Source organism: Bacillus cereus group sp. N12, assembly GCF_016483575.1.
Taxonomy (GTDB): domain Bacteria; phylum Bacillota; class Bacilli; order Bacillales; family Bacillaceae_G; genus Bacillus_A; species Bacillus_A toyonensis.
This window is the reverse complement of sequence record NZ_JAEHBO010000113.1, coordinates 1-11910: the sequence shown is the minus strand read 5'-3', so window position 1 is coordinate 11910 and position 11910 is coordinate 1. Positions and strand designations below refer to the sequence as shown.

Below are 11910 nucleotides of genomic sequence, written 5' to 3'. Positions count from 1 at the left end.
TTCTAGCTTCGTCGGCAGCGTCAGATGTGTATAAGAGACAGTTTACTGTATTAACAGTATTCCATGATGGTTAAGGAATTCCTATAAAGAAAATAGCCCTGATATATATAGGGCTTGGTTTTTAGCACGTTATAATTAAGGCCATATAAGTATAATAAAAGCAATTAGTAATATCCCGCACCTCATCGTCGGTTGACCCATTTGAGATCCGTGCTTATTAGAAATTGAACCTGCAATTATAAGAAATACACCAGCTAATATAAGAAATAACATGGTGAAAATTATCAAATTCATCCCTCTTAACTTTTAATACACCCATTATAATTAATACAATAGCTCTTAATTAACAAAAACAACATCCATAATTAAGGTGCACAGTAAATTGACCTCAAAAAAATTCTTAAGTGACATATCGTTAAATCGATTTAAATATTAAGTATACTTTGTGCACTACTTTTTATAAATTGATATATATACCCCTCTTAATTTCTCACTTTATTTTTAATTAAGAATCAAATTATTTATGAATGAAATTGTATTATATTGGCTTAAATATTATGGGATTTGAATTACGAATAATAACAAAACGGTTTTAAACGATCTTACACTAATCGTATCGAATTTATTTTATACTGATACCTATTATATCAACGCATCCACAAAAGGTTGTTACAAAGTAATCTGAGGGTCTGTTTTTCAACTTAAAAATTTATTTTTTAAAGTTTTTGTAAATAAAAGGAAGAAGAATCCATTTGCACATGAATTCTTCTTATTTACTGCTTTAACTTAGTGTAATCTGTATTGACCTGTTAATTGTTCTTCAGCCATTCGAACTAAACGTTTTGTAATTTCTCCACCGACAGAGCCATTTGCACGTGATGATGTATCAGGTCCTAATGTGACTCCTAATTCACGAGCAATTTCATACTTCATTTGCTCAATAGCACTTGCAGCAGCAGAAACAAGAATTTCATTTGTATTACTTTCGTGTCTTTGAATATTCATAATTGCACCTCCATTATATTTGTATATAACTTGTGCCTAATTATGATATTTATGCATGAGTAACCTAGTTTCTTCTAGTATTTTTAGTGGAACCCTTTTTCTTTCTCTCTTTCCTATATTCCACTAATTGAATTTGAAACACATCTGAATCCTTAATTCCTAAAACATTCGCTTCTTCTATAAATGAACGCCAGGACTCTACTTTTCTTGATTTTTCTTAATGTGTAGATCTTTGAGTACTCTATAATTAACCCTCCTCAAAAGTTAAATAATGTACATTGCATTTCAGTATAAAAATAAAACCGTCTGTAAGAACGGTTTCTCTTTTCATTATTTTTTTATGGCTCTACGCTTTTTTATTTTTTCTTTAATATATTTTATGTTGCGTATGCCTAGACGAATTGACGCGAAGATAAGGTAAATCATTATAATGACGTAGACTACTAACCAACTCGTATAAATATATGTACCCTGAAATCCATTTTCAGTAATCCAGTTAGTGATCCACATTCCACCAAAATAAACTGGGATTGTTAACAAGCTTACGTCTTTAGGATCTGTTGCAAGATAAATCATTAGAAATAGAAAAGCAAGTGCCCCTATCGTACTAACATTTTCAAGAATCATTTTCGAAAACCACCTACTTTATAATTTATATTATATAAATAACCCACTATCTTACTCGCATATTGTCCCTGTATTTTTGATTACTGCTTCTTCTTTCTGCTGTCATATAACGACTTCCCTACCATGATGAGAAATATAATAAATATAGTTATATAAGGGTTATCGAATACTAGGAAATATACACTAACTGCAAACATAAATGCTAAAATTAAATATCCCAATTCCCCCACCTCGTCATGCCAAAAATATATTCATACTTTTAGTTCTTTCCTTCTTATTTAAGGTTTTAAAGCCTGTTTTTCTACCTTAAACAGGCTCTTTTATTTTCATAAAACCCCAAAATTAAGCAGTAAGACTCCCTCCACTGACAGAGCCAATCGTACGTACTAATGTATCTATTCCAAGTGTAACCCCTTAGTTACAAGCTGTCACTAAACTTAACTACTAAAGTACTTTTAATTGAATGTATTTTTTTTATCAATAGAAATTACTTTCTTATTATTTTTTCATACGAATAAAACCCTTTTTAATCATATAAAAAACACATAATAAAACAAGGTTTTTATATTGAAATCTTACATCAACATATCCGCAAATGAAGTCCCAACATTATTCTTCCGTTTCATATGCTTCTCTAAATAGATTTTTGTTGTTTGGATATTTTCGTGACCCAGTGTTTGCATTAAGTGGTATAGATCCGCATTCCCTTGTTCAACTGCCATGATTGCAAATGCATGACGGAATGTATGCGCTGTTACAGGGTTTTCACGATACTGTAGAAATTCTAAATTTGTCTTTTTTATCATATCTGTTACCTGATTCGATAACGTTTTCGAATTATAAAAATTACCCCTTTGATTTACTAATAAAGGACTTTCATCTCCCTGGTCCAATGCAGTTTGGAACCCTCTTCTCCTTCTCATTTCACAAATACATTGATACAAATGTTCTGAAATGAAAAGTTCACGCACTTTATCTCCTTTACCTGTTACTTTTAACCAGTACTTTCCGTCATAGTGTAAATCTTTGACTCTTGTTGTACACAATTCTTGAATTCTTGCACCAGTACTTGCCAGGGCTAGTAAAATTGTATAGTTTACTAAATGTCCTTGTTCTTTATAAAAACCTAAAATTTTCATTACTTCCTCATAAGATAAGTCCCGATTTGGCCGATCCTGTTCATTTACATTGGCTCGCTGCAGTTCTTCATGAAGAGGTCTTTCAATATAAGCAAATACATGAAGATGTTTTAAAAAAGAACGTATAAGTACTGATTTTTTTGCAAGTGTTGCGATCGCGTACGTATCTCCATTTCTACCGTTCTCTACCTGCTTCAACCAAGCATTATATTTACGAATATGCCAAGGTTGCAATGTTTTTAATAAAGATTCTTTTTGCTGTACCTCTTCCCCGTTCAATTCAAATTCTTCTGCATGCTGCACTATGCACTGACAAAATGACAAGATTTCGGACACATAACTCTTTTTCGTATCCTCTTTTCTATTCTTCTTTTCATCCATATCTTTTTGTAAATGTACAAAATGATAAATAACTTCTATATCACTTAAATATGTATACTTACTCTTCCCCTCTTTTTCTGCAACCTCCATCTTCTCTTCCACCTTATCTACATAACCATTGTTATGCAGAAATGGAATGATACCACTTATATTCTCTACATATGTATCAATATACTTACTTTTATTGTTTATAATAGGTACATTTTCTTTTATATTATTATTACCCATAATTCGAATTCACCTCTCCTATTGAAGATTATGAATATAATTCTCTTTATTACCTATACTTATTATTTTATTTTACTTCTATCCATTATACAAATGATAATTTACTTTCTTTCTGTAAGAATGCACCATTCTTCTCTATTTACATATATTTATATTTTTTCATAATTTATTAGTAAATAGATATAGTTTAATTATTTATCATTTAACATTAAAATTACTTTTATAATAAAACCAACTATAAAATACAATTAAAATATAAAACAAATTACATGTATTTTTAAATTATAAAAATGTATAATAACTTTAATAATTTCTATTTCTCATTTTAAATATCTATCATATTCTGATATGATAGATACATATCTAAAATACTAGCAAACAATAGTTATGGAGGTGTCCTTACATGACACAAGATTTATTGTTCATTACAAAACCTACTGTAACGACAAAAGAGGCAGCCGGCTTATTAGGAGTAACGGTACAAACAATTTTACAAAAAGAAAAAGATGGATTAATAGAATGTGTATATAAAGATAACTGGAAGCAATTCGGTAGTAAGATTTTCTATTTAGAGGATATTGAACATTTAAAAAATATCGAAGAGGTTGAAGGCTATAGCACAAAAGAAGCAGCTGAAATTCTCAATGTAGCACCATCTACAGTTTTTACCTATATCAAATCTGGTAAATTACCTGCTTCAAAGATTGAAAAACGTGGAAAAGAAGTATATATCATTGATAAAGATGACCTTGGAACTTTTCAACTTACTTATGAAAAAACTACATCAAAAGAGCGAAAAACATTCATTACAAAGATTCAAGAAGAAGAGATATATTTATATCAATTATTAACACATCAACATACCGGAAAAATAGCTAGGGTAATAGAAATCAGTGGAGCAGATGGCAAGATTCTTACAGAAGACGAAGAAATATTCCCTCTGTCCACTTATAAAGAACATGATTACTCATTTGATTCTTTCCATAAACAAGCAGTAATTACGAAGCGAGGGTATTTATCTTTTTCATTTAAAAAACCTCAGCTATTTCATTCCATCACCTATAATCTAATAAATTTATTTTATAAAAAACTAGGTGTCACAAATATGCGATTGAGTATTTCATCTGATACTATCAAATTAGAAATTAAACCCTTCGTATTACAAGTTGATCCATTGCAGTTTCAAGAGGAGATTAAATACTTACATTCTCATATGAAATCCGGCACGATACTTCCACATGTAGAAGGTATTTACTTTAAAAGTAATGTAGAGTCATTAACTTTTCATGCAGATCATGAATTCAAGAAAAAAATAGTGCAAGTGGCAGCGGATGCAGGCATGGGACAGGAAGAATTCCTATTACAAGCTGTAAAATCTTATATAAGAGATTTAGAACAACGATAAATATTTATTAAGAAGAAAAAGCGTAGGAATTGAATCTTTCTACGCTTTTTAAAGTATTCAATTTAAATACTCATTTCCATGAAATCACCATATACACTATTAACTTATTAGGAATGCTTATTAATTTTAAATTAAGACAATCTTTGCAGAAAAACCATATATACTATATGAGCGTATATAGTAAACATATTTAAAGGAGAACAGAACATGATAAAACATATACTCAGTTTTATACTTGGAACATTTGTTATGATAATTGGTTCCTTTTGGGTTATTCCCTACACCCTCCAAGCAATTGACAGTAATGTAAGCTATATTACTCCTGACAAAAAGTATTTTAGTAAGCTATATGAATATGATATTAAGCTGTGGATAATAGCAATCCTTATATTTTGTATTTTTTCTACAATTTCTGTTCTTATACTAAAGTCACCCGATTATAAGAAGAATAAAAGCACTCCTATAAAAAAATATAGTCAAACAAATGGGCGAAAAAAAGCAAAAAGAAGGCGCCGTAAATAATTGTTTTCTTATGTTAGGGTTTTTACTTCTAAAAATATCTTAGCGTATAATAACCGCGTTTTGACGTTGGTACCCCCTGATGGGATGGACCAATATGCTTAATTAAAAAATCATCAATTACTTTAATTTCGTATTCTTTATTTATAGTATCCATTTTCTTAGTGGAAATTTTCCGAATGTGTAAGTTTGAAAACATCACGTTCTGGAATGTGTTTGTATAGCATGTTTTCTTCTTTGACAAGAATATCATAAGAATGATAGTCGTGTTCAATCGAGCCGCCAAAATCTCTAATGTCAATTGTTCCAATGAGCTTCTTATTTCCGAATTTAAATGAAACTTTTTCACCTAATTGAAACTTCATTGGTGGAAAATCTCTATCTTTTTTCCAATACATGAGTTTCACTCCTAACATTTTTATAAGCCACGGTACCACCAGCACTTTAGAAAAAAAACACTAAGCAAAAAATAAAATAAACTATCCATTTGGACTGCTCATTTACATAATTTCCGTTATTGGAAGTCGTTTTAAAATTCTACATGTTTACTTTTTTCTTGTTCTTACGAATAAACCACAACACCACAGTTAAAAATAATAAAAAAATTAGTAAAAAGAGCGGTATTTTTTGAATAAAGAAAAATCCTTTCCAAAAATCTAACCTAGTACTATCAGGAGAATCTGTTGCCATCCCACCTATAAAAAAAGACAACGGAATAGCAAGTATATTTATCCCTAAACCAATCATTACGAATGATAGATTCTTCTTCCTGATTACTGGTAATGCAGACGCGATAAATAAAACCAATGCAGTACCCAGTATAAGAAACAGTGCTCCAAAATAAAATACAAAGTATAAAATAACATCGATTAAAGGTTCCATAATAGCCCTCCGAGGGATTGATTCTACAGAATACACTTATGTTATATAGAAAGTCAGGATACTGAACTTATTTATCCACATCTTCAACCTCATTTACATCTCTTTAGGAGATTTTCAATCCCCTCTACTACTGATTTCATATTAGTGTAATGAACTTCATTATTTTATTTTTTATATACTCTTTTTATACGAAATTACTTCTGTTTCTTCGCTTTTTCAACGCTACCTCTTTTATCGGCTATTCGTAAAGAATCACCTGTGAAAGACTTTACTGTGAAGGGTAGATTCTTTTCATAATCGTTCTCTTCGTTTTTCTTACCGTTTTCAATAAACTCTTTTAATGATAAGGTAATTTGTTTTTTGTCTCCATCGTATGACCAATTTCCTGTTGCATAGTTTTTCTTTTGTTGTTCTTTGTCTTGACTTTCATACATGGTCATCGTTCCGTCTTTTTTGAAGTCTATACTAAAAGTTACCTTTTCAAATTTATAAAAGTCCCATACTCCTACTAACTCCTTGCCGCTTGAAGATAGTTCAATTATTCCATCGTTAGGATTAGGCACTAAGTCATCATCAATATAGGTTTTATTGACAGAATCCTTCATATCCTTCTTCATCTTATCAAGTGCTTTTTGTCTTGCGTCAGGGTATTTCTCGTCTATCTCCTCAAACAGCCCTAACCACATATAAATCCCTTCTTCTATACTTTTCGTACCGTTTTCTACGATTTCTTTCATTTTAGCTGTACTGTACGTACCGTCTCCATACTTTTTAACCGCATCTTCTACTTTCTGCAAGTTTCCTTTAATATCCTTTGTCCCTCTTAGGATGGCATGCTCATAGTAGTCTTTAAATTGGGAAGGTGGGGTTAGGCTTGCAAATTTGTTTACATCATTCTTTGTTGTATCTATTTGGTCTAATACACTAGTTATATGAACTTTATCACCTGTAAATAATAAATTGTTTCTCTTCTCTAGTTCCTTCGCTTCATATTGAATGTTTACAAATTGTTCGTATAAACGATACGGATACTCTTTTTCTGAAACTTTTACCATCTTTATATCTGCATTATCTACTTCGTCTGAAGGAAACCCCTCTACATCGTTATCGTATCCTGACTTGTTTGTTTCTGGTTTACTTTCTCTACTATATGACTCAGCTTTCACTTCAGCCTTCTTTTCAGATTTATTCTTCTCATCTTTTTCAGTTTTAATTGTAGCTAATGCACCTCTTAATTGTCTTTCAATCTCTTCATCACTATAGTGCAAACGCTTCATGTCTTCTACCATTTTATCTGCTTTAAATTCTTTATCTACCAGTTTGTACTCTGACTGTGTAAGTCCATATGTTTCTGTTGTGCAACCCGCTAGCAAGAAACTTACACTGAGCCCTGTTAATGCGATACCTTTGAGTGATCTGTTCATATTCTTTTGCCCCTTATCTTTTCGTACTTCTTCTCTCCATCCATAGATAGTCCATTATGAACGTTTTCACGATATGTATTGTCTGCTATTACTGTTTTGCTTTCCTTACTACCTATTGCAGCCTGATTTATCTCATTTACCGTATCAGTATTAGGCATTAATTCGTAATATTATTACAAAAAAGGACATACCTATGCATATAACCGTTAACCAGATATATCTCTTTATTATTTTATAGTGAAATAAATAATGGGTCAAAGTAATTTTGATAAAATTATACAAAATAGGCATAATTTATCGATTGCTCAGCAATAGATAATCTGGATAAAGAAAAAACACTAAAGAATATCACCGTGTAGAAAACTCTAGTATCTTTGTAGAGCATTTTAATGGATATGCCATACGGAGAGATAAAAAAGGACCTCTTACGGAAAGATAAGAGGTCCTCAAGAAGATAAAAATGTTGTATTTGAAACACGCGAGTTTCTCCTTTATATTATAACACGATATATCAATATATTTAATATATGTGTTATTAATGGAGAGTGTATGTTCAAAAAACACACAGAATGTTAACTTGGAACCGTGTGCTTTCTTCTGTTATCCTATTTTTTTCTATGCCGTGATTGTAACGAGTGATGATATACCCTGTAAACTGACGAACAATTGTACCAAGTTCATCTAATTTCTCTTCCGTTACCCCATTAATAAACAGAACAAAATTACTATCGGACTCGGAATCTGTTGGGATAGAACCAATTGTGAATTTATAATCTGTCGTTTCTGTTACCGTTTCTTCGAACGACTTCTTCACTTCATATTGATATTTTTCTATACGAACAAACATATCTCGCCAGAATAAATCGTCAATTTCCGTTTGATGATACCAGACTTTACGGAAGTAATCAGGAATACTTATTGTGTGTTCTAACAAGTATCCCTCTTTCTTTGTTAAGTGATTGATTATAGAATGAATCGCGTCTGCTATATAATGCGCTGTGGGATGATTATGAACTAAAATACGACGTGTTTCCTGTCGCACTTTAATTATAGCTATTTAAAAAAATGAGAGGGCATTCGAGATTATCCAATGATTTCTAGGTGCGATTTAAGTATAGCGGCTATCCATACAGGCTGGTTTTCAGAATATACTAGAGTCCCTACAGATTGAATTGTTCCTTTGTCGGTCAACTTAACCTTTTTTCTAAAGAACAAGTGTAGGTGATTGAAAAGATTTGCTTACGAAATAAACTCTAACAAGTTTCAGATTTAAGTTAAACTAAGCTTATAAATTCAATTTTATTAATCTGTGTTTTTCTTTTACATAATAGTAGAATAAAAAGGTTATCAAAGGCTGCACGAAACTCTCAGCAGATGATAACCTTTTAAAATATTGTATCAATGATTTTGATAGCTACTTACAAATATATCATTGAGCCACTCCAAATACATTGATTTCAGCCGCACTTGTCCATGGATTATTGTTTACCTCGCTTAATGCTCGTAGTCTAATATAACGACCTGTCTTGTTTGCAAAGCTGACTTCTTTCAAATTAGTATTATTTGCAAAAGCACCTATGGACACAGCTGTTCCCCAATTCACTCCATCACCACTGACGTAAAACTCATAGTCCTTAATCGTCCCATTTATTTGGCCGTCTTGCCTTGGCAGGTAGCTAAATTTGGAGAGGTTATAGCTCGCACCCAAATCAATTTGAATCTCGTGTGGCATTGGAGCTACGGGGCTCCAGTTTGTATGCCAAAAAGTGTCTTTGTTTCCATCAAAGGCATACGTACCTAAATTGTACCAATTATAGCTATCTACATATTTTAGTGACCAGTTTGTTTGCGGAATTAAACTAGCTTCTTTTGTTGTGACTGCTACATTCATAGCAGAATTACTTGTACTTGTAGTTGTAATCGTTACTCCTGATTTTTCTCCCGTGTAGGTATTACTATTCGGATTGGTGTCTGGACCAAAGGAAGCAGCATGATTTTGATTCGTGTAATAGAACGGGTCTTGGTATTCACTGACGGATTGCTCTATATCAATGAAAGAATGAGGATCACTGGAATTATTATTCATGGATTCATCAATATGCCAAACCGCAATACCACCAGAATTTGTTGGTAAGCTCGCATCATATCCAACCTTTGCGCGATTCTCAACTAAAAAATACGTATTATCCTTTAAAGGAATCTTTAACACATTATAGTTATTTGGGATCGCATTTAGAGTAAAATTGTTAGTAGTATTTACTACATTTGGTGTTACAAATCCTAATTTTACTTTTGACCAAGCATCCATATGACCGGGTGTAGCTCCATAATCTTCTCCTTGAAGACTATTCCAAGATCCGTTCCCCATTATACTTAGACTACCCACATGATTATTATCACCATATAGATCTGGCAGGCCAAAGGAATGACCTAATTCATGAGCAGGGATACCAATCGTTGCCATATGACCATATTGTTTTTCACCCTGCGCCGTATACATGCCTGATACAGTAACACCATCGTGATTTGTATTGGGAGCATACGACTGATGTGCCCAAATATAAGGAAGTGGAGCACCAGGAGCAGCCTGTTCATTGCCAGCAAGAAAACTTACAATGTAGAAGCCATCTTTAGAGTCAATGACTTGATCATTATTAGTATCAAAACTAGCAAAATTCACTTGAGAATCAGCTTTAGCCAATGCATCTGTTATAACCGTACTCATGCTTTTTCCTGATGTACTCGGATGAGCATAGTCTAATTTTATTTTAACTACCCCATCATTTTGCGTACCATACGCTTCGGAAGCTGGAGTGATCTGTACTTTTCCATTACTTACTTCATTATAGTAATTCTTTACTGACTTTTGATTTGTAGAAAAGAATTTGTTACTCCAATCGTTATCGCTATATGCAATATCAACATCTGTAAACCCAATCAACAAAACAAGTAATTTTTTGGTCCCTATAACTGGAGTGACAGTTCCATCAATATTTTTTGGTGATTCTTTTTGTAATGTATTCATGTGCTCCTGTTTTTTCTTTGCTTGAGGGTTGTATTTCGTTATCCATTTGTTCAAATTGTTCTCATTTACCGCCATTGAAGGCTTCTTATCAATTTTATATTTTTTCCCCGTCGATTTTAGTTCATCTGATGTAAGCTCCGCGTAATTCCAATACCCCTTCTGATCTTGTAAAATCACGTCGCCATCCTTTGTACTTACCCAATGGAACCATTCATCTCCATGTAACGTGCCCTCAAAAGATTCGCCTGAAGGCTGCTTCATTTTGACAATTCCATCGTGTGCTGGTGCGGCAAAAGCATTCGTTTGAACATACAAAACACAAATTAAAGAAAAAACGGACATGAACAGGAATTTAAAAATTCTTTGCATAAACTTTCCCCCTTTTTCAATGGTATGTGGCATATTCTGTTGATAGCCAGACTAGATTCATACATGGAATAAATCGAGAGATACATCTGAATAAGACTAACAGAATACCTTTAATTATAATTACAATAAATTGAAAAAATGTTATTTTTTTAATTTGATTAATACTTTCTCAATATTAGTCAAAAAAACAGAATTGATGAAAGTTACATGTGGAGTTCCGGAAAAAATTATACTTTTTTAGAATGTATATAATGCCACACCACATGTTGAATAACCCAAATTACATAAAGCAGCCCAGTCTTGTGTACCATGCTTATTTTTAGGTTTTATAAATCCCGGCTCTTTTGCAAGTTGTAGAAGAATATGTAGAGATTCACCGAAGAAGTGAAATTCATCTCGAATCGATAAATACATAGAACAACGCCATCCTTTCCTATAATTCTGTAGAAAGAATAGCGTATTTTTCATTTAAAAGGTACTATTTGAACTACCCCACTTTCACTTCGTTTAGAAGTGGGGATTCCTAAGTAAAGAGTTCTATCGAACTCTAATTTATTAGGCTAACCCCGCAGTCCTTGCGGTTAGAAGCCTTATAGCTTCATTCTTTAGATTGATACTTGCGTTAATATCCCTATCATGGTGTGTAAGGCAAGAAGGGCAGTCCCATTTACGTAGGTTTAGATTTTTAACGTCTTTGTTTTGATATCTACAACAAGAACATAATTGGCTGGAAGCAAATGTTTTCGATACGACAATGACTTGTTTGCCGTACCATTTTGCCTTATATTCCAACATAGTTCGAAACTGAGACCATGATACCTCACTAATTGCTTTTGCTAACTTATGATTCTTTAACATATTCGATACTTGCAAATCCTCTATACCGATAACATCGTGGTTTTTGAT

The 11910-nt window shown here is 32.4% G+C and carries 12 protein-coding genes; 2 read left to right on the top strand and 10 right to left on the bottom strand.

Annotated features, from left to right (window positions below):
- Nucleotides 1-786: 786 nt before the first annotated feature.
- From JDS92_RS27775 to JDS92_RS27765, 3 genes are all read right to left on the bottom strand, one after another.
- A complete protein-coding gene (locus JDS92_RS27775; protein WP_074651217.1) occupies nt 787-1005 on the bottom strand; it encodes an alpha/beta-type small acid-soluble spore protein in 219 nt (72 codons plus the stop codon).
- A gap of 330 nt (nt 1006-1335) precedes the next feature.
- The gene (locus tag JDS92_RS27770) at nt 1336-1632 is read right to left on the bottom strand and encodes a hypothetical protein (RefSeq protein WP_199632886.1); all 297 of its coding nucleotides are present in this window, start codon (nt 1630-1632) and stop codon (nt 1336-1338) included.
- Nucleotides 1633-2207: 575 nt separating this feature from the next.
- A complete protein-coding gene (locus tag JDS92_RS27765; protein WP_199632885.1) occupies nt 2208-3380 on the bottom strand; it encodes a tyrosine-type recombinase/integrase in 1173 nt (390 codons plus the stop codon).
- 403 nt (nt 3381-3783) lie between these two features.
- On the opposite strand from JDS92_RS27765, the gene JDS92_RS27760 reads away from it, so the two are divergent.
- The gene (locus JDS92_RS27760) at nt 3784-4785 is read left to right on the top strand and encodes a helix-turn-helix domain-containing protein (protein WP_199632884.1); all 1002 of its coding nucleotides are present in this window, start codon (nt 3784-3786) and stop codon (nt 4783-4785) included.
- Nucleotides 4786-4992: 207 nt separating this feature from the next.
- Nucleotides 4993-5307, top strand: coding sequence for a hypothetical protein (locus JDS92_RS27755; protein WP_199632883.1), 315 nt, complete (start codon nt 4993-4995; stop codon nt 5305-5307).
- Nucleotides 5308-5465: 158 nt separating this feature from the next.
- On the opposite strand, the gene JDS92_RS27750 is transcribed toward JDS92_RS27755, so the two are convergent.
- From JDS92_RS27750 to JDS92_RS27720, 7 genes are all read right to left on the bottom strand, one after another.
- Complete coding sequence (locus tag JDS92_RS27750; RefSeq protein ID WP_199632881.1) at nt 5466-5702, bottom strand: hypothetical protein; 237 nt, start codon at nt 5700-5702, stop codon at nt 5466-5468.
- 139 nt (nt 5703-5841) lie between these two features.
- Nucleotides 5842-6174 (bottom strand): ethanolamine utilization protein EutH, encoded by a 333-nt coding sequence (gene eutH, locus JDS92_RS27745; protein ID WP_374191350.1) that lies wholly within the window; start codon nt 6172-6174, stop codon nt 5842-5844.
- 206 nt (nt 6175-6380) lie between these two features.
- Nucleotides 6381-7610, bottom strand: coding sequence for a DUF3994 domain-containing protein (locus tag JDS92_RS27740; RefSeq protein ID WP_199632875.1), 1230 nt, complete (start codon nt 7608-7610; stop codon nt 6381-6383).
- Nucleotides 7611-8163: 553 nt separating this feature from the next.
- On the bottom strand, nt 8164-8544 hold the full coding sequence (locus JDS92_RS27735) for a hypothetical protein (protein WP_242476051.1): 381 nt from the start codon (nt 8542-8544) through the stop codon (nt 8164-8166).
- 495 nt (nt 8545-9039) lie between these two features.
- Nucleotides 9040-11004: a M6 family metalloprotease domain-containing protein gene (locus JDS92_RS27730; RefSeq protein ID WP_199632873.1), complete on the bottom strand. Its 1965-nt coding sequence runs from the start codon at nt 11002-11004 to the stop codon at nt 9040-9042.
- Nucleotides 11005-11241: 237 nt separating this feature from the next.
- A complete protein-coding gene (locus JDS92_RS27725; RefSeq protein WP_176549980.1) occupies nt 11242-11418 on the bottom strand; it encodes a hypothetical protein in 177 nt (58 codons plus the stop codon).
- A gap of 141 nt (nt 11419-11559) precedes the next feature.
- Nucleotides 11560-11910: RNA-guided endonuclease TnpB family protein (locus JDS92_RS27720; RefSeq protein WP_199632872.1), on the bottom strand; the 351-nt coding region annotated here is incomplete at its 5' end.

Excerpts from the sequence above, each read along its gene's own strand:
- JDS92_RS27775 (WP_074651217.1), bottom strand. The coding sequence starts at position 1,005 with ATGAATATTCAAAGACACGAAAGTAATACAAATGAAATTCTTGTTTCT.
- JDS92_RS27770 (WP_199632886.1), bottom strand. The coding sequence starts at position 1,632 with ATGATTCTTGAAAATGTTAGTACGATAGGGGCACTTGCTTTTCTATTT.
- JDS92_RS27765 (WP_199632885.1), bottom strand. The coding sequence starts at position 3,380 with ATGGGTAATAATAATATAAAAGAAAATGTACCTATTATAAACAATAAA.
- JDS92_RS27760 (WP_199632884.1), top strand. The coding sequence starts at position 3,784 with ATGACACAAGATTTATTGTTCATTACAAAACCTACTGTAACGACAAAA.
- JDS92_RS27755 (WP_199632883.1), top strand. The coding sequence starts at position 4,993 with ATGATAAAACATATACTCAGTTTTATACTTGGAACATTTGTTATGATA.
- JDS92_RS27750 (WP_199632881.1), bottom strand. The coding sequence starts at position 5,702 with ATGTATTGGAAAAAAGATAGAGATTTTCCACCAATGAAGTTTCAATTA.
- JDS92_RS27740 (WP_199632875.1), bottom strand. The coding sequence starts at position 7,610 with ATGAACAGATCACTCAAAGGTATCGCATTAACAGGGCTCAGTGTAAGT.
- JDS92_RS27730 (WP_199632873.1), bottom strand. The coding sequence starts at position 11,004 with ATGCAAAGAATTTTTAAATTCCTGTTCATGTCCGTTTTTTCTTTAATT.
- JDS92_RS27725 (WP_176549980.1), bottom strand. The coding sequence starts at position 11,418 with ATGTATTTATCGATTCGAGATGAATTTCACTTCTTCGGTGAATCTCTA.